The organism is Streptomyces sp. NBC_00386 (assembly GCF_036063235.1).
Classification (GTDB): Bacteria; Actinomycetota; Actinomycetes; order Streptomycetales; family Streptomycetaceae; genus Streptomyces.
In genome coordinates this window covers 9,569,423-9,591,965 of sequence record NZ_CP107950.1, presented here as the reverse complement: position 1 = coordinate 9,591,965, position 22,543 = coordinate 9,569,423, and the positions used below count along the sequence as shown (strand labels likewise).

Genomic DNA, 22,543 nt, shown 5'->3' with positions numbered 1-22,543 from the left:
GCAGCCGGTCGTCGGGGAAACCGGTCGCGAGCACGGGTCCCGTCGAAGTCTGTGAACGCGGCTTGGTGATCCATGTCAAGGATCGCTCGCAGACCGTTTTCGAGCTGGGCCGGACTCGGACCGACCTGCTCTGGAAGCGGCGCTCGTGAAGAGGCCGTGGCCCTCGCACGAGACGATCATCACCAGGTCGTGGCCGCTGTCGGGATGCGACGCGAAGCCGATCCCTGGGAGTCCCCCCATTCGTGCCGCTCTCACCGTTTCACCGCGGTTCAGCCCATGTCTGGCATGAGCATGCAGATATGGAAGACTGTCTGATCGTGTGTGAGGAGGCGATCGGTGAGTAACCGGCATGTGCAAAAGATGCTGCGGCAGATGGCGAGCGGGGAGCCCGTTCAGGTCACCAGCGCCATGGCGTCCATGAAGAAACTCGCCCGACTCGCTTTCATCGCCCAGCAGTTCGGGTACGAGTACGCGGACGTAAGACAGGGCGGGCCACAGGGCAACGGGTTCGTGATGCTGATCGTGCCCGACCTCAGCCCGCAGGCCCGGGCGCGTGCCGAGCAGAACCGGGCGCAGTATCAGAACGCGAGCGACGGGGGCGCGCTGCCGGCGCTCGTGCCCGACGAGGTCGAGCTTCTCAAGGCGCGCATCGCGTTCGATCTTGCCGCCAGGTACACCGAGAAGCAGCTGACGGTCATCATGGGTGTCGGCTTCAGCACGTTGGCCGTGTGCCTCGGCCTTCAACTCGGTGCGGACACCACCGCCGTGGTCGTCGCCGGCATCGCCTGGGCAGCGCTGATGGCCTTCGTACCCGTCGGGATCGTCGTCAACCGGCGCTACAGAGCCAAGCACGTCGCCCGGCTGCAGGCCGCCGGGTTCACGCCGGTGACCGAGCAGAGCGGGCGGCTGCGGTACGTTCCCCGGGGCGGGCAGCTTCCCGGGCACGGCAATCCGTTCGCCGAAGGGGCGTAAGGTTTCCGCCCACCGCCGGGCCGCACGCGGGCGGACGGCGGTCCGGCGGCAGGAGCCGGTGCGGCCCTCGATGCCGATCGCGCGGAAGCCACTGGACGAGCGGGGTGACGTCGCGGCCGGCGAGCGTCCACTCGTCCGCGTAGCGTCGTACGGCCTCACCGGAGAGGCCGAGTTGCAGCGACCGGTACCGGCAAGGGCCGCAGGCGCAGGTCTCGTTCGGGGTCCCACTGGACGCGGGGCGGGGCGCGCTTGAGCTCACGCTGCCGGGCTCGGTCGGGGTGCACTCCACGCACGTAGCTCGGCAGGCACGCGTTGCGCAGCGCCCACTCGAAGCCTTCACGCGTGATCTCGACGGCAGAACGGTCTCCTGGCCCTCCTGCGTACTCCAGCCGCAGCGGTACATCACCCACAGGAACGACGGCTTGATCCATGTCAAGCCGCGTTCATAGTCCTTGTCGTCAGCCGGGGTGGGCGCGTAGACACCCCTGGCTGAAGCGCTGGGCAGCTCTGGATACGCGGCAGAGGACGATCGCCGACGTTGCCCCTGTACACGCGACATGCGCATAATCTGCGGGCCCGCGACGCCCGTCGGCGAACAGGGAGGGGCGAAATGTATGGAGACTGCGGTCATCGCGACACCATTGATGCGATCGCGCGAAATCCTGCGGCGCCGGTCGCGGTGTTGACCAGGCTGCTGTGCGGGGAGGCCAAGGCGGCGTGGGACGCGCTCGCCTGGCGCGCCCTGCCGGACGAGGTGGTCGACGCCATCGTCACGCATCCCGACCACAGGCTGCGGACAGTGTTCACCGGGAACGGTGCGGTGACGGCGGAGCAACGCGCTCGGCTCGTGGACGATCCCGATCCACGCGTCCGGCATTACCTGGCCATCGGACCCGAATGGTTCCGTAGCCCCGCGCAACCACTGCCCCTGGCCACTCAGCAGCGCCTGCTCGCCGATCCGGAACTGCCGGTCCGCCGAAGTGCGGCCTTCTCCCGCCACACAGCTCCAAGCCTGGTCGCAGGGCTTGCCGACCATCAGGACGCGGATCTTCGGCGGGCAGCCTGCCGCGAGTGGGCCTCGCTTTCCGAGGACACTCGAAGCCGTCTGCTCCACGACGCCGATGGCAGGGTCCGTCAGGCGGCAATGATGAAGGCCTGCCGCGATGACGCGGACTGCACGGACCTTCTTCTCGACGCGGAAATCGGCTGTTTGCCCAGGCAGGATGTGATCCGGCACGGCGTGATGAGGACGGCGACCGCCGAACAGCTCGCAGCCGGCACCGAAATGGAGGACCGCCGGGCGCTGGCGGCCAACCTGAACGTTCCCATCGACATCGTCAGGACGCTGGCGAACGACGACGCGCACAGCGTCCGGCTGGCGGTCTCGGTACGACCCGAGCTGGCGGAGGCTGAACGTACCGTCATCGACGTCACCATCAGCCCGTTGGATCGGTTCGATCCCGTCGAATGGGTTCGCCTCTGCACCGATCCCGACGTTCTTCGGCAATGCGCCAAGTCGGCCAATATCCTGCTGCGGCGCAGCGCCGCCCACAACCGGCACCTGCCTGCCGACGCCGTCGACTTGCTCTCGAAGGACGATGACTACCCGGTGCGACTCCTGCTGTGCGAGAACCAACCGACCGTCGACGGGGAGGTGGTGCTGCAGACGTATCTGGACTGCGCTGTCATCACGAAGGGCGATCTGCTGCACCACCCGAACTTCCCGCGCACGGGCAGCGGAGAACGCTTCGCCGACGACCCGGATCCAGAGAAACGATGGCTGGTGGGGCTCGACTCCGAAGCGCCCGCCGACGCTGTGGTCCGGTTGCTCGCCGACCCCGACGATCGGGTACGTGCCATGGCAGCCGCACACCCCGCGCTGCCGGTCGACCTCATCCTCCAAAGCTGCGGGAATCCAGAGACCTCCTCCCACGCCCTCAGCAACCCGAGCCTTCCCGCGGAAGTCATGCACCGATACCTGGACGACGCAGGCATCCCTCGCTGACCACAGAAGCACGCGCTGCAACGGGGCCTCTGGCTGCGGAATCCTGCTGTCCTCGGCCATGAAAAGGGTTGTGAACGCTGCTTGATGACTCAAGTCAAGCCTCGCTCACAGACCTTTCCCCGGATTCGTCCCGCCGAGAGCTCGGCCCGTTTGGTTTTCATTCCCGGCCATGCAGACAGACGGCGCACCTCGGGGCTACTTCCGAGAGCGCACCCCGCACGTCTGTGGCGAAACGGGCCGAGTCCGCTGCTGACTGACCGATAATGGCGTGCCTGTCCAGACTGCCGTTGCTAGGGTCCGGCGTTGTGAGTACGGACATTCATGGTGGCATCGAGTTTCGTCATCCCGGCGTCGACACCGACTGCTACGACGGCGAGCCATGGGTGACTGCCATGGATCTTTGGCCGCTGTACGACGAGACCGACTACGCGGCCTTCGCTTGTCTCTTCGGAGTGCGCAACTACGCGGGCTTTCAGCCTCTTGCTCCGGACCGAGGACTTCCCGATGACCTGTCGAGCGGGATGCGCTCGCAGTTGGGGCCTTTGGTCGCAACGGGCGATCTGGACGGCGCGAGCTGGGTCAACTGGGCGGAGCTTGCATCGATCGATCTCGCGACCGTGCCCGATCTCCGCACCGGCCGACTGACCTGGCACACGAAATCGCTGCCATCGGTGAGGTATCGACAGTTCGTGGCCGATCCGTGGCCGTCGGAAGTCTTGTCCGTGGTAGGCGTGCCACCCGCGGACGTGCACCGTGCGGCAGAACGCGTGGAATGGACCACCGGCGAGATGGTCTGCGTATACGAACGGCTGACCGTTGGCGCTGTCCTGGGTCCTGAAACGCACTGGCCACATGTCTTCGCCGTGATGAGGGCTCTTGCAGGCCGCTTCGGGGATGAAGGCGTTCGCCTGGTCGTGGCGTTCGACTGACGTTCCGGAGCATGGCTTTCACAGCGCGGGGACGATGTCGGTCCCGCTCACCAGCCGACCCGCACCCGGCACCCCTCGCCAACCACGCCGACAGCCCGGAAAGGGTCTGTGAACGCTGCTTGATGACTCAAGTCAAGCAGCGTTCACAGACCTTTGCCCTGATACCCATGTGATGCGAGGTGATGGGCATGGTTGCGTCCACAGGCCGGGGCGCGCGGACCCGTCGGCACCGTTGCACGGCCGGGCGGCGGAAGTCAGCGCTCCGCCTTCCGCGGGATGCCGGATCGCGCGAGACTGCACCATGGCATTCCTGGGACGGCCGTCGCCGCCTCCGCGGCGGGGACCGGCCGCTACCCTCAGCGGGCACGGCAGAGCGGTGAACGCGGTGGCGTTCAGCCCGGACGGACGGCTGCTGGCGTCCGGAAGCAGCGACAGGACCGTGGTCCTCTGGGACGTCACGGATGCATCCCACCCGACCCGGGCCGCCGGCCTCACCAGCCATCACCGAGCGGTGAACGCGGTAGCGTTCAGTCCGGACGGACGGCTGCTGGCCTCCGGAAGCACCGACTGGAGCGTGATCCTCTGGGACGTCACGGCCCTGGTGAACCCGGCCCGGTCGGCGGTCCTCGTCCATGAACGCCCCGGCTGGCTGTTTCGCGACGGCTGGCGGCAAGGCGGTGTCCACGCGGCGAGTTTCAGCCCGGACGGACGGTTCATCGCCTGCGCCAGCGACCGCGCCGTGATCGTCTGGGATGTCTCCGACCCGGCACGGCCGAGCCGGTGCGCCCGTGTCACCCATCATCGGCGTGCCTGGCGGTCAGGTCCCGTCATATCGGTGATGTTCAGTCCGGACGGACGGTTACTGGCCTCGGGTTCCGACGGCGACAAGAACACCGGGGTCCTGTGGGATGTCAGCGAGCCGACGCATCCGGTCCGAACCGCCGTCGTCCGACCGCAGGCCCGCGATTGGTTCAAGGCGTTGTCCGCGGGCGGGGCGCCGGCCGTCCATTCGGTGGGGTTCAGTCATGACGGGCGGCTACTGGCCACCGGCAGCGGGGATCTGGGCGTTGTCTCCGGCACCTACGGGTCGTGGCGACAAGGAGCCGTCACGGTGTGGGACGTCACCGACCCGACACATCCCGTGAGGACGGGCACAGGCACCCTCCCCCTGGCCAGTCTTGGGGACACGGGGCAGATGTATGCGGTGGCGTTCAGCCCGGACGGCCGGTTGCTGGCCTCCGGATGCGAGAACGCGACCGTGACCCTGTGGGATGTCACCGACCCCACGCGCCTGACCCCGACCGCCCATCTCACCGGCCACCCCAAGGCCGTGCGGGGTCTGGCGTTCAGCCCGGACGGACGGATGCTCGCCGGCTGCGGCGTCGACACAACGGTGAGGCTGTGGGAAACGAGCTGACGGTGCGCGCCGTTTCCCGTGCTTCGAGGGCCAGGGCAGGACTTCTGGCCCGGCCGGCACTCCGTCAAGGGTTCCTGGCCACGATCCACGCTCCGGCGGACACCCGAGGAAGTCGGCCGGGCAAAGTGTCACGTGCGTGCCCCCGGGGTCGGCGAACGCGGCTTGCCGACTCATGTCAACCCACGTCCGCAGACTTTGCGGCGACGGTCCAACCGTCCTGTGCCGATGCGGAGCGACTGATTCGCACAGCTCGAACGTGAACGGACAGCAGTAGCGTGCTTCCGCGGCGAAGAACGGGAGCAGAGTGAGGACATGGTGGCTCATGCGTGGAGACGTTCGGGTCGGTGAGCTTCGCGAGTACGAGGTCGACCAGCCGACGTTCTTGTGCCATTTCGTGCCCGGACCGGGCTGGGAGACCGTCAGGCCACTGTTCGAGGCATGGGCGGCCGGGCGCTGTCAGAGGGCACCTGAGGCATGTCCCGGGCCAGGCGCAGCAGGGTCGGCCCCCAGTCAGTCGGCCGCTGGGATCAGCCCGACCCGGTAGGCGAGGACGACCGCCTGGACCCGGTCGCGCAGGCCGAGTTTGGCCAGGATCCGCGAAACGTAGGTCTTGACCGTCTCGGGGGTGATGAACAGTGCCGTGGCGATCTCCGCGTTCGACAGCCCCTCGGCGATCTGCCGGAGCACGTCGAGCTCGCGGGGGGTCAGCGCGCGTACGAGGTCTTCCCTGGCCTGCCTGGAGGTGTCGGCCGGCCGCAGGTGTTCGGCGAAGTGACCTATGAGGTGGCGGGTGACGGCGGGCGCCAGCAGGGCCTCGCCCCGGGCGACCGTACGGATCCCGTTCACCAGCTCCGCGGGAGGCGCGTCCTTGAGGAGGAAGCCGCTGGCTCCGGCCCGCAGCGCGTCGTAGACATAGGCATCGACGTTGAACGTGGTGACGACCAGCACCTTCGGCGGGAACTCGGCATCGGGACCGGCCAGTTGCCGGGTCGCCTGGATGCCGTCGAGCAGGGGCATCCGGATGTCCATCACCACCACGTCGGGCCGCAGCCGCCGTACGGCTTCCACCGCCGCGTGCCCGTTCTCGGCCTCCCCGACGACCTCGATGTCGGGCTGCGCGGAGAAGATGGTGACGTAGCCGGTCCGCACCAGTTCCTGGTCGTCGCAGACGAGTACACGGATGGGTTGCGGCGCATCGCTCACGGGGTCACTCCTGAACGGGCTTGGACGGAATCGTTGCGCGGACCTCGAACCCGCCCTCGGGCCGGGGTCCGGCCTCCAGTTCACCATCGAGCATCGACACCCGTGCACGCAGCCCGGCCAGGCCTCGTCCGCCCGCTGGGCCAGGCTTCCGCGGGACCGGTACGGTCGCCGGGGAGGCAGTGGGTGCGTCGGTCGTCACCTTGATCTCGACGTGCTCCTCGCGGTGCCGGACCAGGACGCGTGCCATCTGCCCGGACGCGTGCTTCATCGCGTTGGTGAGCGCCTCCTGCACCACGCGGTACGCGGCCAGTTCCACGTCCACGGACTGCGCCCGCCGCTCGCCCCGCTCACTGAACTCGACCGGCTGACCCGACCTGCGGGCCTGTTCGACCAGGTCCACCACCCGTCCCAGGGTCGGGGCCCGGTCCCCACGCGCCGGGTCGGCGAACGCGGACTCACCGGTCGCCTCCAGCACACCGAGCAGGTACCGCAGCTCGGTCAGAGCCCGGCGGCCGGTGTCGCTGACGGCCGTCAGTCCCTCCCCGGCCCGTTCCGGCGCGGACGTGAGCAGGAACTGCGCCGCGTCGGACTGGACCACCATGGCCGTCACGTGGTGGGTGACCACGTCGTGCAGTTCGCGGGCGATCCGTGCCCGCTCGGCGGCCGTGGCCACCTCGGCGGCCAGCCGCCGCCGTTCCACCTCTTCCCCTCGCCGCATGCGCACGGCACTCCCCACCAGCCAGATCGCGGCCAGAGTCAGATAGAACGCGAGATAGTCCGGGATTTCCTGTGGTGAGCCGAGGTGGTGCAGGACGACGGCCAGTACGGCGTAGGCCGCGCTCGCCGCGACGGTCACAGCGCGGCGGAGGCCGACCTGATGGGACCCGGCGGAGTACAGGGCGAGATACAGTCCCACGCTCCCGAACGTCGTCGCGAAGCCCAGCGCCTGGTGCACGGCGAACGCGCCTGCGACGACGGCCAGACAGATCGCGGGCCACCGGCGACGGACTGCCAGCGGCAGGGTCTGGGCCAGGATCAGTCCGATGCCCAGCGCGTTCGCCGGCCGCTCGGGCAGATCGCCGATCTGCCCTCCGATGTTCGACAGGGTCGGCACGAAGGCCAGCAGGGTGAGCACCAGGGCAAGGACACCGTCCTTGACGGAGGCATCCCGCTCGCTCCACCAGTCACGTAATGCCCGGAACAGCGGGGGACTCCAGAGCGCCTGACGGGACATCACTTCCGTTTCCTCCAGTCGGTCTGTCTCAGTGCCGGGCCCGCCGCCGGGGCAGCAGTCGGCCGTTCCGGTGGGCGAGGACGGCCATCGGGACGGTGATCAGTACGCCGAGGACGATGGGCACGATCGACGTCTCCAGGCCGAAGCCGTCGCCGGTCAACAGAGTGGAACCATGGACGTCGACGGTGTACAGAGCCTCGGGGGTGTGCCCGGAGACCGGGACGCCGAGCAGTTGCTCGACAGTGTTCCAGGCGAAGTGCAGACCCACGACGAACCAGATGCTACGCCGCCACAGGAACGCGACACCGAGCATGACGCCCGCCTCGAGAGCGATCGCCACCACGCTCCGCCCACTGGCTCCCGGAGCCCCCAGGTGGGCGATGCCGAAGAACAGCCCGGTGATCGCGATGGCGGCCCGGCTGCCCCACAACTGCTCCAGAGCCTGCAGGGCGAGACCGCGGAACATCAGCTCCTCGGTGACCGCGGCGCCGATCTGCACCATGACCGCGGACCACACGACCGACACGAAGCCGTTGCCCGCCCAGGAGAACGAGTAGCCCCCGAAGGCCGTGATCAGGAGTGCGGACACGAGGATGAAGCCCAGACCGATCCCGCAGCCGAGCAATACCTCCCGGCCGGCCCCGCGCCGGGCGATCTCCGGCGTGGAGCGTCGTGCGACGAAGCGCATGACCGTCCAGTACACGGCCACCGCGGCAGCCGCTCCCAGCGCCGGCACCGGACCGGGGCCAGTCGCGGTCAGGCCCGAGACGAGACCGACACCGACCATGCCCGTCAGCATCCAGCCGAGCGGTGACCGAACGATCCGGCCGAAACGGCCGCCCCGGCCGTCGCCCTCTTCGTCCGGGCCGGAGCCTGTGTCGTGCGGTGCGGTGGATGTCGTGCCCATCGTGGCCTCCCCTTGTGGTGGTGGTCGCACCGGTGGCGACCTGACAACCACGCTAGGGACGCGCCGACGTCCGCGAGTCACCCCCACATGGACAATCCCTGTAGCTCGCAAGGGGGATGCGCCGCCCCTGCCCGCCCGTCCAGGGCGGGTATCGAGTCGTGATCGATTGCATCGACGCCGATACTCACCGATCCGAAGGCTCTGCCGCTGTCAGCACAAGTACTCGTTCCGCATTGTGCGGTACGACCACGGCTCGCGGGGAGAGCCTCCAGGGCCGGGTGTGCCGACCCTGGTCTCTCGACCACAACTGGGGCGTCGGTGGCGGCGGTTGTCATGGTGCCTCTTCGCTGTCGCCGACCGTGGGAGAGCAGACCGTGCGGGATGCAGATCCACGTCGTTGGTCATGCAGGCCATCATGCCGCGTCGACGCTCAGGTCGTGTCGCGCTTCGCGGCCGACGGAGAGGGTGGTTGCTCGTCGCGGCTCTCCGAGGTGAAGGCGTCGCGGCGAGCGAGGGTCACCGACAGAGGCAGACCCAGCCGCTCGGCCGCGCGTCGCCGGACACGCACCTGCGCTCGGGTCCGGGGCCGGAAGGAGGGGAGCCGCGAGCAGCCGCAGCCAGGGCGGTGATCGTAGGTCAGCCCCTCCGCGAGCACGGTCGCAACGACGGACCATGCCTTCGTGTCGCGTCGCCGGGGCGCGGCGAAGTCGTAGCCGGCGAAGACGAGCTGTTCACGGCAGCCAGGACAGATGCGCTTCCGGATCGGCCACGCGCTGCCCTTGAAGGCGAGCCGACACGCGACGCACACGTAGTGCCGAAAGGCGCCGTTGAACGCGTGGTAGCACATGGTTCGACAAGGTACGCATCGTCCGCGGGCGGGCCCAAGCGGATTCCTGGTGCCCGATCCGGCCAGTCAGCCGCCGGTCAGTCGCTGTAGCGCACGAGGGGTGTGGACGAGCGAACAGCGGGACAACCCTTGGTTGCCGCGTCGCGGCCGGTGACCTCCTGGGCGAAGCAGCCGCAGGACTTCGGAGAGGTCTCAGCGCTGGGCGCAGTCCACGGCCGGGCTTGTCCACCCGTGACCCATTCCAAGCTAAACAGAGCAGCGATTCTGTATGGTGGGTTCTGCAAGCAGAGCAGTGATTCCTTTTGCTGGAGGGTGCAGTGCCGCGGCTTACCGACGCACGCAAGGAACTTCGGCGCGCCCAGATCACCGAGGCCGCCGTACGCTGCTTCAGCCGCAACGGCCTGGAGCGGACCTCGATCGCCGACATCACGGCCGAGTCGGGCCTCTCGAACGGCTCGATCTACGCCCACTACCGCAGCAAGGCCGACCTGGTCCAGGCCTCCGCCCACGCGGTGCTCACCAAGCGCGCCGAAGCCCTCGGCGACTACGCCGCGAGCGACACCCCGCCAGACCCCGACGAACTGCTCGCCCGCCTGATAGCCGCGATCGACCCCGCCGAGGCCCGCGTCGGCGTGCAGACCTGGGGCGGGGCGACCACCAACCCGGCCATCCGCGGCATCGTCGTCGACACGATCGACCGGATGCGCGCCATGGTGCACGACTGCGTCACGGCCCACCTGGTCAAGGTCGAGCACCTCGACCCGGCCGAGGCCCAGGAGCAGGTCGTCCCGATCACCGACCGGGTGATGGCGCTCTACCTGGCCGAACTGCTGCACACCGCCTTGCGATCACCGACCGAGGAGACATCGTCATGACCACCTCGACCGCTCCGTTAGCCGCCCGCACCGTTTTCCGGATCGGCTACGGCGCCTTGCAGCTCGAGCGCCTGCACGACCGCCGCAGCGACGCCGTCGCGCTGCTGCGCCGCGCGGTCGAGCTGGGCGTCGACCACGTGGACACCGCCGAGTTCTACGGCTTCGGTTTCGCCAACGACGTGATCCGCGAGGCGCTGCGCCCCGAGGACGGCGTCCTGGTCGTCACGAAGGTCGGTGCCGATCCCGACCCGGGCGGGCCGCTGCCACTGCGTCTGGCGCAGCGGCCCGAACAACTGCGCGCCAGCGTCGAGGACAACCTGCGAAGCCTCGGCACCGACCAGCTCCCGGTGGTCAACCTGCGCCGTCTCGACTCCGGCCCCGGCCTGCGCCCTGACGGCGATCAAGTCGTCGACCTCGACGACCAGCTCGCGGTGATGACCGCCCTGCGCGACGAGGGGAAGATCGGCGCGATCGGCCTGAGCAGCGTCACCCTCGACGGCCTGCGCCGCGCCCTGCCCGCCGGCGTCGTCTGCGTCCAGAACGCCTACAGCCTCGTCTCCCGCGACGACGAGGACATGCTGCGGCTTTGCGCGGCCGAGGGCATCGCCTGGGTGCCGTTCTTCCCGCTGGGCGGGGCCTTCCCGAGCCTGCCCAAAGCGACCGACGAGCCGGCGGTGCACGCCGCGGCCGAGTCCCTGGGCGTCACACCCTCCCAGGTCGGCCTCGCCTGGCTGCTGCACCACGCCCCGAACGTGCTGCTCATCCCCGGCACCGCCAACGCGGCCCATCTGGAGGCCAACATCGCGGTCAGCGAGATCACCCTCGACGCCGCGACCCTCGCCACCCTCGACGCCATCGAGTCCCGCTCCAACGAAGTCCCCATCGGCTGACCGGAACCAACCGGGCCCGGCTCGCGGCCGCAGCCCGGGCGCCCGGCCACGGCGCACAGCCCATATCCGCCAAGGATCTAAGGACAGATCATGAAAGCCATCATCTACCGCGACAACGGCGGCCCCGAGGTTCTTCAGTTAGTCGACCGTGACCTGCCCGTACCTGGCCCCGGCGAGGTCCGTGTCCGGATCGCCGTGTCCGGAGTCAACCCGACCGACTGGCAAGCCCGCTCAGGCGTCGCCCATCCCAAGCTGTTCTCCGAGGTCACCCCGCACCTGGACGGTGCCGGTGTGATCGACGCCGTGGGCGAGGGGGTCGAGCAGAGCCGGACCGGCCAGCGGGTCTGGCTGTACATGGCCGCCGCCGGGCGGCCCACCGGCACCGCCGCCGAGTACACCGTCGTACCCGCCGAGCGGGCGGTGCCGCTGCCCGACGATGCCGGCTTCGGCCTCGGTGCCTCACTCGGCGTCCCCGCGCTGACCGCTCATCGCGCGCTCACCGTCGCCGAGGACGGACCCGGCCGTCTCCATCCCGGGGCGCTCGACGACCAGGTCGTGCTCGCCGCGGGCGGGGCCGGGGCGGTCGGGCACGCCGTGATCCAGCTCGCCCGCTGGGCCGGCGCCACCGTGATCAGCACGGTCAGCGGCCCGGAGAAGGCCCGGCTGGCCACCGCCGCCGGTGCCCACCACGTGATCAACTACCGCGAAGGCGACCCGGCCACCGAGATCCGCAAGATCGCCCCGAACGGCGTCGACATCATCGCCGAGGTGGCGCTCGGCGCGAACCTCGCACTGGACCTGGCCGTACTGCGGACGCGCGGCACGATCGCGACCTACGCCAACGACGGCGGCAAGCCGGTCGAACTGAACGTACTGCAGAACATGGTGCTCAACACACGTCTTCAGTTCCTGGTGCTCTACACGGCCGGCCCGGAGGCACGCGCCGTGGCCGTCGAGGACGTCGCCGCCGCGGTCCGCGACGGCGCCCTGCCTGTCGGCGAAGAACACGGCCTGCCACTGCTACGCCTCCCGCTCCACCGCACCGCCGACGCACACCGGGCAGTGGAAAGCGGCGCGGTCGGCAAAGTCCTGGTGGACATCACGTCCTGACACATGGCCAGCCGCCGTACCGACATCTGCGCGTAGCCGCAATCGGCACGCCGCAGCTCCCCCAGCCGCAGGCTCGCCGCGAAGATCCGACCCCGGACCGGCGCTGGCAGGTTCCGACCAAAACCCCGCCATCGCCTCCCGGACAGCCTGCCTGGCTCACGTCCCCAACATGCCAGAAGAACCCATGGATATCAGTGAGGCATGTCCGCTGAAGACCACGTACCCAACGTGCCTGGTGGTATCTGACGACCCTGGATAACGCGGGCGGCGCCCGGAACGTCGGGTGCAGCTTTGCGTATGCGGGGCAGGCACATCCGGCGCATCAGCTTGTCGAGCTCCTCGGGCAGCGCCGGGACCTGAGGAGACGTCACGGTCGGTTGCTCCTTCGCGGGTCGCTGTGGGCGCCGATAGGCTCGGCGGGTGATCAATATGGCGGTGCGTGGTGACAGTCGCAGAGTTGTGGCCGACGCCGAGGCCGGTGTGGAGTGGACGGCCGGCTTCACGGATCCGAACCCGACGGAGTTCCCGATGCTCTGGGCCCTGACGCCGTATGGGGATGCCGTCTTCAACCAGCGGCAGATGCCGCTGCTGCCGACGGAGCTCGACCGGCTTCCTGTCGACCTGGGCGGCGACTGGGCCGAGCAGGCCCGCGAGCCGTGCCAGGTCGTCGAGCGCGGGCTGCACCTGTATCCGTGGTTCATCGGCGACTGACCGCGGTCGGCGAACTGGTCCGCCGCGGCAGCGAGTTCGACGGCATGGACCATCATGGCGCGGATGCGGGACGCCCCAACGGGGCCGACCTCCGGGGCGTGGAAGGCCAGTTCTGGCCCCTGGCGAACCACCTGTTGAGGTCTGTGAACGCGCCTTGACGATCCGTCAAGGCGCGTTCACAGACCCTTTCGTGTGGCGGTGTCCAGGACTCCGTACGCCTCCATAGAGCCCCCACTCATCCAGGCCGGAGTAAATCAACACGGTGCGGCACGAGGGGGCAGACAGGTCTCGGCGCGTCTCTCGCGCCTGCCACCGTCGACGAAGCCACACCTGGGAACCTCACTCTTCGGCGATCCATTGGGCGAGGGAGATCAGGGTGGTTTCGACGCTGTTCGTCATGTAGTCGCGGAGTGCGTCGAGGTCGGCGCGGGTGGTGCCCAGTACGGGGTCGAGGCGGAGGAGTTGCCAGGACTGCTCGACGACGGTTCCGCGACCCTGGGGGTGGAAGGTCCAGTTCCACTGCACGATGCCGTCTTCGGCACCGCCGACCACGAAGGTGAAGGCCTCGCCGGGGTCGGCTCGTACGACCTGGGAGCGGGTGGTCCATTCCCTGCCGTCCTTCTGATTGCGGCCGCTGAACCAGGCGCCGGCCCGAGGCCCGGCGCCCTGGTCGAACGTGACGTCGGTCGCGTTGGGGCTCCAGCGGCCGATCGCGGACACGTCACTGACCAGGTCATAGACCCGGGCGGGTGCAGCATCCACCCATGCGCGTCTGGTGAAGGCGAAGGCTGATGCGGCCAGAACCTCGAAGAGGTCGTGTTCGTTGGTGGTTGCGCTCAAGGCGTCCTCCTGGGTACGTGCGGGGTGGTGCCGGGTTCGGCGACGCCCACGTCATCACCAGTCCTGCCGGGGAGCCAGACCGGCTGGTACCTATCCACAGCTGGGGCAGGCTGTGCGTTTCGAGTCGGCCCATACTCGGATCCATGACCGGAAAATCGCAGCTCGGGGACTTCCTGCAGGCGCGACGCTCCCAGCTGCGTCCCGAGGACATCGGGATGCCCACCTATGGGGAGCGTCGGCGTGTGCCGGGGCTTCGGCGCGAGGAGTTGGCGTTGCTGGCGGGTGTGAGCGCCTCCTACTACACACGGCTTGAGCAGGGGCAGTCACTGAGCGCGTCGCCCGAGGTGCTGGACGCGATCGCCGGGGCTCTGCGGCTGGACGAGTCCGAGCGGCGGTACCTGCACGACCTGGCCCGGGCGGACAGGCCTCGTACTCGGGGCCGGCGGCCTGCGCCGGAGCGTGTGACGGAGGCGACGGCTCAGTTGCTGGACGTGCTGGCGGACGTTCCCGCGATCGTGCTCGGCCGGCGCAGCGACGTGCTGGCGTGGAATCGCCTGGGCCACGCGCTGTTCGCCGGGCACCTGGACCCTGGCGTCCCGGACCTGTCGGCGCAGCGTCCCAACATGGCCAGACTGGTGTTCCTCGACTGTCATACCCGCGACCTGTACGCGGACTGGCCGAGCAAGGCCAGGGCGGTGGTGGGGAATCTGCGCCTGGTGGCGGCCCAGCATCCGCAGGACACGGCGTTGCACGCGCTGCTGGGTGAACTGAGCGCAAAGAGCGGTGAGTTCGCCTCGATGTGGGCCGACCATCGGGTCAAGGCGTGTGCCGTCGCCGCCTATGAGATGCGGCACCCGCTGGTCGGCCCGCTGACCGTCGTTCAGCAGACCCTGAGCCATGGGCCGGGCCCCAACATGGTGGTCGCCACCACGGAGGCGGGCTCGCCCTCACGGGCCGCGCTGGCCCTGCTCGCCCAGGTCATCACCCAGGACACCGTCCCGGCCGACCCGGCGCAGCCGGCGCCACGGGCAGACGTCGGCTGACCTCACGCAACGCCACCGGGCGCTCGACCGGCACTTGCGAGCACCCGTCCCACCCGGACACGGCTGACGACCAGCCGCCGGCATCAACCCCCGGGGCCGCAGGGCCCCGAGCGGAATCCACCTGTCTCCACGCGTGCGTCGGCGTGTTGCTGCCGCATGCCCGAAAACCAGTGAAGGAACCATGTTCAAGAAGATCTCCACGCCCGCCGTGTCGGCGGCCGTCCTTGTCGCGGCCGCTGCCGCAGCGCTCAGCCCGGCCGCGGCCTCGGCCGTCTCCGCCCCGCTGAGCAACGCGCGGATCGCCGTGCACTTCGACCTGGCCAAGGGCCAGACGCCGGAGAACGTCGCCCTGGCACCGGGCGGCGCCGCGTACGTCACCTTCGCCGAGGGCCGCCAGATCGCCGAGGTCTCCCCCAAGGGCGCCATCCGGATCCTGGCCACCCTGCCCAAGCCCGCCGACGGGGGTGTCCACACCCCGGTCCTGGGCTTCCCGCTGACCGTCGGCATCGTCCGTGCCCACGACGGAACCCTGTACTTCCTCTACGCCACCGGCACCCCCGACCTCACCGGCGTGTGGCGCCTGCGCCCCGGCGGCGAACCCCGGCGGATCGCCGCGCTGCCCGCCAACGGCCTGCCCAACGGCCTGGCGCTGGACCCGCGCACCCGCACCCTCTACGTCACCGACTCCGTGCTGGGCACCGTCTGGAGTCTGCCCACCACCGGCGGCACCCCCACCCCCTGGTCCACCGCCCCCGAACTGGCCTCCACCGGCTTCCTCGGCGCCAACGGCCTGAAGGTCCATCACGGCGCGGTCTGGGCCACCAACCTCGACAAGGGCACCATCCTGCGCATCCCCATCCGCCATGACGGGCGCGCCGGTTCGGTCCGGACCGAGGCCACCGGCCTGCCGGGGATCGACGACTTCGCCTTCACCGGCCACGGCGACCAGCTGCTGGCCGCGCTCAACGGTCCCGGTGAGGTCGCGCTCGTCCAGCCCGGCGGCAGCCACTCCGTCGTGCTGACCGCGGCCGACGGCCTGCAGAACCCCACGTCCATCGCCCTGCGCGGCGACACCGTCTACGTGCTGAGCGCCGCCTACGTCACCGCCAAGGACCCCGACCTGCTCCTCGCCCACCTGAACGACTAGGTTCTGTCCGGCGGATCACGACGTCGTAGGGTGCAGCGCATGCACAGCACCCTGACCGAGCACGCCAGGTGCCTTTACGGAGATGAATACCGTCCGACACCGGCGTGCGGCCAGGAGCACCGCGAGCACTACTTCGTCGAGGAGCTCACGTTCGCTGATGCGGACGCGATCCTCTCGATGCTGCGGGAGCTCTGCCCGAACCTGGTCGACGGCCAGCTCCCGGTGTGGATTCGCAACCTCGCCTATCGGCTCGTGCTCCTGCAAAGGCCAGCCGAGCCGGCTCTGCTTCGGGAAGCCGCGCAGAACCTGTGGCTGCATGGCCCGGACTGGGACGACATCGCGGCGGAACTCGGGCGGCGGGCCGAAGACCTGGAAGCCCTCTGACGGCACCGGCTCGTCAGGGCTTGAGCCACAGGCGGATCGAGGCCACGGTGACGGTTCCGGCGAAGACGTAGGCGCGTTTGTCGTATCGCGTGGCTATGGCCCTGGAGTGCTTGAGCTGGTTGATCGTGCGCTCGACCTCGTTGCGGCGCTTGTACATCTCCTTGTCGAACCCGGCCGGCCTGCCACCCATGCCGCCTCGACGCCGGCGGTTGGCTCTCTGGTCCTTCGGTTCGGGGATGGTGTGCTTGATCTGGCGTCTGCGCAGGTAGCGTCGGTTTCGGCGGAAGCTGTACGCCTTATCGCCGCTGAGGTGGTCGGGGCGAGTGCGCGGGCGCCCGCCGCTTGGCCGCTTGACCCGAATCCGTTCGAGGACCGGGATCAACTGCGGGCTGTCACCCCACTGGCCGGGCGTGATCAGCAGTGCCAGCGGTCGGCATCCGCCTTCGCCAGCGAGGTGGATTTTGCAGGTCAGGCCGCCCCGGGAGCGTCCGAGTCCTTCGTCGGGGCGGTGCTGCCGAGGCGTTGATCTTTTTTCGGGACTCGCGGCGTTCTCCACGGGGCTCCGGCCGCGTGCTGGTGAGCCGGCACGAGGTCGAGTCGACGCTGACCATGCTCCAGTCCACTCGGCCGTGGACATCGGCGTCAGCCTGGATCGCCTGGATCGCCTGGATCGCCTGGAGGATCCTGTCCCAAGTCCTGTCCGCGGACCAGCGCCGATGCCGCTCGTAGACGGTCTTCCAACTGCCGAAACGCTCAGGCAGGTCACGCCACGGCAGCCCGGTGCGGACCCGGAACAAGATCCCGTTGATCACCTGCCGGTGGTTGCACCACCGTCCGCCCCGGGCACCGGACTTCGGCAGATGCGGTTCAAGCCGTATCCACTCGTCATTCGTCAGATCACCCCGCCCCATGGTCAGAACAACGACCCGACCGCACGACGGTCACATGATCCGCCGGACAGAACCTGGCCGCCGACAGGTCCTCACCGGCGAGAACCAAGGTGATTCCACGTTCGGCAAGGAATCTCGAAGGTTGCGCAGCGCAGGAGTCACGGATCGCGATGCACACGGTCCTGAGAAAGGCATCCGCCCGCAGTAGGTGCCGAACTGAGCGGCAAAGACTGATCGTGCCGGCCGCCTACGACCAGATGATCGGCCTCGAACTCGACCAGCTGTCCGCCGACGGCTGAGCGGGGTCGCGGTCCCTTGCGATCTTCTCGCCGGTGACGGCGTCGAAGAGACCGTGCCCGTCGTGCGAGACGACCATCACCAGATCGTGGCCGGTATCGGGGTCCGTGGCGAAGCCGATACCGAGCAGCCCGCTGGCAGGGACGCCGTACTCGTACTCGAAGACGGGCCGCCAGGGTTCGGGCGCGGGCACCACAGGGGCCGCGAGAAGCCGGTTGCGCATCGCCCGCTGGTAGGCCGAGAGGTCCGGCTCATGCTCGGACTGCCCGACCAGAGGCGTCTTCTTCGTCCACTTCATCACCGGACCATGATCCACACCCCAGCAGGCCGGTCCCGAAGATGACCCCGGTCCACCACGCAGGCGTAACTTGCATCCACCGTCATCGGGGTGGGCGCCTGCCTTGCTCGGCGGGCGGTACGTTCTACCCGGCGGACGGCTACCACCAGCAGTATCTTGACCGCAACATCAACGGCCACGGCGGAACCGGCGTCTCCTGTCCGATCGATGTGGCTCCAACCAAGGGGGGAGTTTCGCCATCGACCCTGAGCTCATGGCGGCTTTGTGGAGGGAACGGCATCCGGCGGGCCCTCCCGTCGCTCACACGTTCCGCACCAGGTACGCGGATCACTGGGTGCGCTTCCACAGCCTCCCCGGCTCGAAGCGCTACCCGGAGTCCGAGGACGAGCACGCGATCGTGCTGGACCGGTACAACACGATCCTGGACGAGTTGTTCGCGGACACGGACGTATTCGTGGTGACCATGGACTGGTCGGACACACCGACCGGGCCCGAGGGCTACCCGACACCACGACAGACACTGCACCCCGACAGCATCCGCTGGTGGACCGAGTCGGACCAGGACGACCCCGACCCGGAGTTCCACACCCACACGCGGCTGTACGCCGATCGGCGCCGGTGGAACCGCGGCTGCATCGACGGGCTGTTGCGAGCCGTCGCGGACGAGGCGCTCGTCGAAGTCTTCATCGCCGACACGGAACTGCGACGCATCCACCACCCCTACGACGGCGGCGCAGACGTCATCCTTGCCACGCCTGCAGAACGTGACCGCGTACGTGACCGGCACACCGACTGGCTTTCCAGCCACCCAGCCGGCCTCTGAGAGCCGGGCCGGCTCCCTTTCCCCGGTCGGCCGCGCAGGGGTCTGTGAACGCTGTTTGATGACTCATGTCAAGCCGTGTTCACAGACCTCTTCAGCAGGTTCAAGGGGTCGACCGGACCGATGGAGCCGAGCCCCTCATCAGCCGACCTGGGCGTCTCCCAGTACGGTGCTGTCGAGGTGTGCGGCGAGTTTCTCCGCCCGTGAAAGATCACCCCAGTTGTCCACGTGGACGAAGACAGTGTGGTGGTCGGCCGGCTGAGACAAGTGGACATCGTCGCCGTTGAAGACGACTTCGACGCCGTCGTAATTGGCGGCGCCGGGCCGCTCGGCCTCGGCATCGTCCGGCCATCTGCCACCCCGACCGATCGAGGCCATTCCCTTTCCCTTCCCGACAGCTCGCACGAACTGCTCCTCCGCGGTGGTGATCGCCAGGTTGAACTCCGTGTAGTCATGTGTCACGGGGTCCCTCCGGGGGTGGACGTAGCAGAACTCGGCATCGGGAAGCACCGCCGCCATCCGTCGCGTGTCCTCGACAGTCAGCATGTCGGCCATCAGGATCACCTCGTCGTCGTGCTCCTCCAGCAGAGCTGTCAGGCGCAGTGCCTGCGTCCACGCTTCGACGGCATCGCTGGTGCGGAAGACGGGATACGCCCGCGAGTTACCCATGTGCCCCACTCTCACATGGGGTAAAGAATATGCCGCAATCGGGTTCGGCCGGGGCGTCCTATCGGCTTCGGCAGTGTGAGGGCCTGCGATGCTCGGCTCTCTGACGTCCGCCGCCTGCGATCACGCCGGTGCCTCGCGTGCGGCATTGCCGAGATGTTGCTCCATGCGCCGGCCGCCACTTGGTCCGCACGGATAACTGCCCGCCGCCTGCGGCTGGCGTGCGCCGTCAGATCGAGCAACGAGTCGAAAATCGGTGGTCACCTGAGCTGACCGGGCCCACGCTGTACGCCATGGAAGAATCGCAACGTCAGATCCGCGCGGCCCACACGGACTCCACGATCACCGTCTATCAGGCGTACCGCCCGGAGATCGGCGGCCCCGCCGCCCGCGACGGCCGTTTCCCCGCCGCGTGGAAGCCCGACCGCATGACATGGATTAAACCCAGTTTCATGTGGATGATGTACCGCTCCGGCTGGGGCATGAAGGAGGGGCAGGAGACCGTCCTCGCCGTCGAGATAACTCGCGACGGCTTCGACTGGGCCCTGCGCCATGCCTGCCTGTCGCACTACGTCCGCGGACTGCATCCCGATCGCAGCGCCTGGCAGCGCGACCTCAAGCGCGCGCCGACCCGCGTCCAGTGGGATCCCGAACGCGATCTGCACCTGCATCCCCTGCCGCACCGCTCGCTGCAACTGGGGCTCTCGGGTGAGGCGTCGTCGCGGTACGCGAACGAGTGGATCGTCTCCATCAGCGACGTGACCCCGCTCGCCCACGAGATCCACGCACTCGTCAGGGACCGCGCACTGGATTCGGCCGCCCAACTGCTGCCCCAAGAGCAGGAATACCCGGCTGGTACGGAACTCCTGGCCCACCTGTGTCCCTGACCGGCGATCCGGGCACAACCGCCGACACGACCCATGGGTCGCAGGGCGGTAAAGGTCTGTGAACGCTGTTTGATGACTCATGGCAAGGCGCGTTCACAGACCTTTAGCTTGTATCGGGATGGACTGAGCGTCCGCACAACACCTTCGCGAAAGTAGTCTCTTGCGACTGCCTCTCGCGTCCTTGCCGCGAGGATCGGCGCCACTCGGGTTCGTCCCTCGCGACGTCTTCCAATGAGCGAATCACTCTGAGGTTGTCGGTGGCGCCAGCCGGGGGAAGTGAATGGCAAGGAAGTCGCGGATGATCTGCAGGGCCTGCTCCGGGGGGACATCCGCGTTCGGGTCGTCGGGCAGACCGGCGATCCGGATGCCCTGCTGGTCGGCGAATCCGCGGATGCCTTCGAAGGCGGCTTTGCCGAGGGTGGACAGGCTCTTGCCGATGATCAGGGCGTCCTCGACGTACTGGGGCACCGGGCGTGGGTCAGCCACCGGCCAGGTGGCCGGGTCGCGGGGGGTGTCGAGGGTGAAGGCGTGGGTGAAGGTCCGGGCGGCGGCGTCGCGTGCGGTGAACGGCTCGCCCAGATCCCAGCGCTCGCGCAGAGTGGCGATGAGCGAGGTGTGGCGGTGCTCCTCGTTGAATACCTCGCCCTCGGCCACCCACGGGGAGACCACGATGGCCGGGACCCGGTAGCCAGATCGGTCGAACGTGAACCCGAGCTGGCCGGCCGGGGCGGACGGGTCGGGTGGCGGCACGGGGCCGGGCGGGACGTGGTCGTAGGTGCCGCCGGGTTCGTCCCAGCCGATCAGCAGGGCCGTGTTCCATACGTTGGACCCCTCCGCGCTCTGCATCGCCTTGTAGGCGTTGTAGATCCGGGCCAGGAACGCCTCGCCGCCCAGGATCGAGGACGGCGGGTCCACGCCGGGGATCACGACGCCTTGGCCCAGGGCGCGCGAGACCGCGGGGTGGTAGTCGCCGTGTCCGAGTACCAGGCACGGCTCGATGAAGGAGAAGTCGGGCAGGTCCCCGGTGGCGGCGTCGGCCTCGAACTGCGAGAACGGCACGAAGTGCGTCTCGAAGCGGTCCTTGAGCCGCGGGTAGTGGATCAGACCGGTCATGGAGAACCGGTCCGGCTCGGCGATGTACACCTTCCAGGTCCGGCCGTGCTGCTCAAGCCGGTTGAAGATCGTCTCGGCGTCGTTGTGCAGGACCCAGTTCTGGACCGGCGAGTTCACCACGAACCCCGACGCCGTTGCAGCGGTCCAGAACGACCGGTTGGTCAGGGTCTGCGAGGGCACTTCGCTGAACCAGTGGTCGAACACGCCGAAGGCGCGCGCCAGCCCGCTCAGCACGGGGATCTGTTCCGGGGTGAACCCGGTCATCACCTGCGCGTACTCCTAGTAGGTGGGCTGGCGGCCCAGCTCCGCGGTCAGGGTGCTGATGTAGTCGGTGACGAAGCCGTCCATCGTGGGCGTGCGGCCGGGCTCGGGGGCGTTGTAGGGGGCCGTGACCTCGTCGCGGATCTTGAAGCGGTTGTGCTCGTCGAGGATGTTGAAGAGCTGGGTGTTGGTGTGCGGGTACTCCTCGCCGGTGTCCGGGTTGGGGCTGTCCATGTCGGTGGCCACGGTGTACGGCACCACCTTGCGGTCGGCGCCGTGCTCGGCCCACTCCGGGATCGGGTTCGTGAGGTCCCTGCCGGCCACGCCCTCGAACGTCTTGCCGTCCTGCGGCCCGTACAGGCGGCCGAGTACATTGTCCAACGACCGGTTCTCGAACACGACCACCACCACGTGATCGAGCGCATGGTCCTTGCTCCGACTCACCATGGGGTGACCTCATTCATCTCGACAGGCCGGCTCTGCCACCGCACACGCGCTGCCAGAGGCACCCGAAGGCCGCCCGCGGGCCCCTGATCCCGGCGTGAAACTGCAGGACGTCTTGGACGCGTGGCATCCCGCACCGAACGGCGCGGAATTGCGCTCGGGACTCCGGGCGCGCAGGCAAGCCGTACTCAAGGGGCAAGGGGCCGCAAGGTTCCTTCCACCGTGCCGCCCCCGACTTCCAGCGTGCCTCCGTCCCGGCACAACCGCACGCGGGGCCCCTGCTCCTCGACGCAGGCTGACATGGCGGCGCCGCACTGTAAGCCCTCGCCGTCAGAAACGGGTATGAGTCTGCG

21 protein-coding genes and 4 pseudogenes are annotated in these 22,543 nt (G+C 68.7%); 14 read left to right on the top strand and 11 right to left on the bottom strand.

Features of this window, described 5'->3' with window-relative positions; translation table 11 throughout:
* Positions 1-336: 336 nt before the first annotated feature.
* Entirely contained in the window at positions 337-972 is a 636-nt protein-coding gene (locus OG780_RS41960) for a hypothetical protein (protein ID WP_328457349.1), read from the top strand.
* Here the strand turns inward: OG780_RS41960 and OG780_RS41955 are convergent.
* Positions 878-1,537: pseudogene (locus tag OG780_RS41955) on the bottom strand (DUF4291 family protein). The gene OG780_RS41960 and the pseudogene OG780_RS41955 sit on opposite strands and share 95 nt — an antisense overlap.
* A 45-nt stretch (positions 1,538-1,582) precedes the next feature.
* On the opposite strand from OG780_RS41955, the gene OG780_RS41950 reads away from it, so the two are divergent.
* From OG780_RS41950 to OG780_RS41940, 3 genes are all read left to right on the top strand, one after another.
* Positions 1,583-2,977, top strand: a complete 1,395-nt coding sequence (locus tag OG780_RS41950) for a hypothetical protein (protein ID WP_328457347.1) — start codon at positions 1,583-1,585, stop codon at positions 2,975-2,977.
* Positions 2,978-3,282: 305 nt separating this feature from the next.
* A complete protein-coding gene (locus OG780_RS41945; protein ID WP_328457345.1) occupies positions 3,283-3,906 on the top strand; it encodes a hypothetical protein in 624 nt (207 codons plus the stop codon).
* Positions 3,907-4,282: 376 nt separating this feature from the next.
* Complete coding sequence (locus OG780_RS41940; protein ID WP_443062280.1) at positions 4,283-5,323, top strand: WD40 repeat domain-containing protein; 1,041 nt, start codon at positions 4,283-4,285, stop codon at positions 5,321-5,323.
* A gap of 510 nt (positions 5,324-5,833) precedes the next feature.
* Here the strand turns inward: OG780_RS41940 and OG780_RS41935 are convergent.
* The 4 genes from OG780_RS41935 to OG780_RS41920 form a co-directional block, all read right to left on the bottom strand.
* Positions 5,834-6,526 (bottom strand): response regulator transcription factor, encoded by a 693-nt coding sequence (locus tag OG780_RS41935; RefSeq protein WP_328457341.1) that lies wholly within the window; start codon positions 6,524-6,526, stop codon positions 5,834-5,836.
* 4 nt (positions 6,527-6,530) lie between these two features.
* Complete coding sequence (locus tag OG780_RS41930; RefSeq protein WP_328457339.1) at positions 6,531-7,760, bottom strand: sensor histidine kinase; 1,230 nt, start codon at positions 7,758-7,760, stop codon at positions 6,531-6,533.
* Between the two features lie 28 nt (positions 7,761-7,788).
* The gene (locus OG780_RS41925; RefSeq protein WP_328457337.1) at positions 7,789-8,667 is read right to left on the bottom strand and encodes a CPBP family intramembrane glutamic endopeptidase; all 879 of its coding nucleotides are present in this window, start codon (positions 8,665-8,667) and stop codon (positions 7,789-7,791) included.
* 430 nt (positions 8,668-9,097) lie between these two features.
* Entirely contained in the window at positions 9,098-9,514 is a 417-nt protein-coding gene (locus tag OG780_RS41920; protein ID WP_328457335.1) for a hypothetical protein, read from the bottom strand.
* 317 nt (positions 9,515-9,831) lie between these two features.
* Here OG780_RS41920 and OG780_RS41915 point away from each other — a divergent pair, with 317 nt between their 5' ends.
* From OG780_RS41915 to OG780_RS41900, 4 genes are all read left to right on the top strand, one after another.
* Positions 9,832-10,389, top strand: a complete 558-nt coding sequence (locus OG780_RS41915; protein WP_328457333.1) for a TetR/AcrR family transcriptional regulator — start codon at positions 9,832-9,834, stop codon at positions 10,387-10,389.
* Positions 10,386-11,279: an aldo/keto reductase gene (locus OG780_RS41910; RefSeq protein WP_328457331.1), complete on the top strand. Its 894-nt coding sequence runs from the start codon at positions 10,386-10,388 to the stop codon at positions 11,277-11,279. Before OG780_RS41915 ends, OG780_RS41910 begins: the two co-directional genes overlap by 4 nt.
* A gap of 90 nt (positions 11,280-11,369) precedes the next feature.
* Positions 11,370-12,389 carry an NADPH:quinone reductase gene (locus tag OG780_RS41905; protein WP_328457329.1) on the top strand — a complete coding sequence of 340 codons (1,020 nt, stop codon included), beginning with the start codon at positions 11,370-11,372 and terminating at the stop codon, positions 12,387-12,389.
* A 429-nt stretch (positions 12,390-12,818) separates the two neighbouring features.
* The gene (locus tag OG780_RS41900; RefSeq protein WP_328458740.1) at positions 12,819-13,100 is read left to right on the top strand and encodes a hypothetical protein; all 282 of its coding nucleotides are present in this window, start codon (positions 12,819-12,821) and stop codon (positions 13,098-13,100) included.
* Positions 13,101-13,439: 339 nt separating this feature from the next.
* On the opposite strand, the gene OG780_RS41895 is transcribed toward OG780_RS41900, so the two are convergent.
* Positions 13,440-13,940 (bottom strand): SRPBCC family protein, encoded by a 501-nt coding sequence (locus OG780_RS41895; protein ID WP_328457327.1) that lies wholly within the window; start codon positions 13,938-13,940, stop codon positions 13,440-13,442.
* A gap of 143 nt (positions 13,941-14,083) precedes the next feature.
* Here OG780_RS41895 and OG780_RS41890 point away from each other — a divergent pair, with 143 nt between their 5' ends.
* From OG780_RS41890 to OG780_RS41880, 3 genes are all read left to right on the top strand, one after another.
* Positions 14,084-14,983: a helix-turn-helix domain-containing protein gene (locus OG780_RS41890; RefSeq protein ID WP_328457325.1), complete on the top strand. Its 900-nt coding sequence runs from the start codon at positions 14,084-14,086 to the stop codon at positions 14,981-14,983.
* A 181-nt stretch (positions 14,984-15,164) separates the two neighbouring features.
* Positions 15,165-16,130, top strand: coding sequence for an SMP-30/gluconolactonase/LRE family protein (locus OG780_RS41885; protein ID WP_328457323.1), 966 nt, complete (start codon positions 15,165-15,167; stop codon positions 16,128-16,130).
* 39 nt (positions 16,131-16,169) lie between these two features.
* A complete protein-coding gene (locus OG780_RS41880) occupies positions 16,170-16,514 on the top strand; it encodes a hypothetical protein (RefSeq protein ID WP_328457321.1) in 345 nt (114 codons plus the stop codon).
* Between the two features lie 13 nt (positions 16,515-16,527).
* Here OG780_RS41880 and OG780_RS41875 read toward each other — a convergent pair.
* Positions 16,528-17,425 (bottom strand): annotated as a pseudogene (locus OG780_RS41875) (IS5 family transposase).
* 280 nt (positions 17,426-17,705) lie between these two features.
* Positions 17,706-17,999, bottom strand: a pseudogene (locus tag OG780_RS41870) (hypothetical protein); the annotation flags it as partial.
* Between the two features lie 113 nt (positions 18,000-18,112).
* On the opposite strand from OG780_RS41870, the pseudogene OG780_RS41865 reads away from it, so the two are divergent.
* Positions 18,113-18,226: pseudogene (locus OG780_RS41865) on the top strand (peptide-methionine (S)-S-oxide reductase MsrA); the annotation flags it as partial.
* 107 nt (positions 18,227-18,333) lie between these two features.
* Complete coding sequence (locus tag OG780_RS41860; RefSeq protein ID WP_328457319.1) at positions 18,334-18,822, top strand: DUF3885 domain-containing protein; 489 nt, start codon at positions 18,334-18,336, stop codon at positions 18,820-18,822.
* A gap of 138 nt (positions 18,823-18,960) precedes the next feature.
* Here the strand turns inward: OG780_RS41860 and OG780_RS41855 are convergent, their stop codons facing one another.
* Positions 18,961-19,503 (bottom strand): hypothetical protein, encoded by a 543-nt coding sequence (locus OG780_RS41855; protein ID WP_328457317.1) that lies wholly within the window; start codon positions 19,501-19,503, stop codon positions 18,961-18,963.
* A gap of 275 nt (positions 19,504-19,778) precedes the next feature.
* Between OG780_RS41855 and OG780_RS41850 the strand changes: the two genes are divergently transcribed.
* Complete coding sequence (locus OG780_RS41850) at positions 19,779-20,372, top strand: DUF4291 domain-containing protein (protein WP_328457315.1); 594 nt, start codon at positions 19,779-19,781, stop codon at positions 20,370-20,372.
* Between the two features lie 240 nt (positions 20,373-20,612).
* On the opposite strand, the gene OG780_RS41845 is transcribed toward OG780_RS41850, so the two are convergent.
* Together OG780_RS41845 and OG780_RS41840 are read right to left on the bottom strand one after the other, a co-directional pair.
* A complete protein-coding gene (locus OG780_RS41845; RefSeq protein WP_328457313.1) occupies positions 20,613-21,749 on the bottom strand; it encodes an alkaline phosphatase family protein in 1,137 nt (378 codons plus the stop codon).
* Between the two features lie 15 nt (positions 21,750-21,764).
* The gene (locus OG780_RS41840) at positions 21,765-22,193 is read right to left on the bottom strand and encodes a hypothetical protein (RefSeq protein ID WP_328457311.1); all 429 of its coding nucleotides are present in this window, start codon (positions 22,191-22,193) and stop codon (positions 21,765-21,767) included.
* Between the last annotated feature and the right edge of the window lie 350 nt (positions 22,194-22,543).

Excerpts from the sequence above, each read along its gene's own strand:
- OG780_RS41950 (WP_328457347.1), top strand. The coding sequence starts at position 1,583 with ATGTATGGAGACTGCGGTCATCGCGACACCATTGATGCGATCGCGCGA.
- OG780_RS41930 (WP_328457339.1), bottom strand. The coding sequence starts at position 7,760 with ATGTCCCGTCAGGCGCTCTGGAGTCCCCCGCTGTTCCGGGCATTACGT.
- OG780_RS41925 (WP_328457337.1), bottom strand. The coding sequence starts at position 8,667 with ATGGGCACGACATCCACCGCACCGCACGACACAGGCTCCGGCCCGGAC.
- OG780_RS41920 (WP_328457335.1), bottom strand. The coding sequence starts at position 9,514 with ATGTGCTACCACGCGTTCAACGGCGCCTTTCGGCACTACGTGTGCGTC.
- OG780_RS41910 (WP_328457331.1), top strand. The coding sequence starts at position 10,386 with ATGACCACCTCGACCGCTCCGTTAGCCGCCCGCACCGTTTTCCGGATC.
- OG780_RS41905 (WP_328457329.1), top strand. The coding sequence starts at position 11,370 with ATGAAAGCCATCATCTACCGCGACAACGGCGGCCCCGAGGTTCTTCAG.
- OG780_RS41900 (WP_328458740.1), top strand. The coding sequence starts at position 12,819 with ATGGCGGTGCGTGGTGACAGTCGCAGAGTTGTGGCCGACGCCGAGGCC.
- OG780_RS41890 (WP_328457325.1), top strand. The coding sequence starts at position 14,084 with ATGACCGGAAAATCGCAGCTCGGGGACTTCCTGCAGGCGCGACGCTCC.
- OG780_RS41885 (WP_328457323.1), top strand. The coding sequence starts at position 15,165 with ATGTTCAAGAAGATCTCCACGCCCGCCGTGTCGGCGGCCGTCCTTGTC.
- OG780_RS41880 (WP_328457321.1), top strand. The coding sequence starts at position 16,170 with ATGCACAGCACCCTGACCGAGCACGCCAGGTGCCTTTACGGAGATGAA.
- OG780_RS41850 (WP_328457315.1), top strand. The coding sequence starts at position 19,779 with ATGGAAGAATCGCAACGTCAGATCCGCGCGGCCCACACGGACTCCACG.
- OG780_RS41845 (WP_328457313.1), bottom strand. The coding sequence starts at position 21,749 with ATGACCGGGTTCACCCCGGAACAGATCCCCGTGCTGAGCGGGCTGGCG.
- OG780_RS41840 (WP_328457311.1), bottom strand. The coding sequence starts at position 22,193 with ATGGTGAGTCGGAGCAAGGACCATGCGCTCGATCACGTGGTGGTGGTC.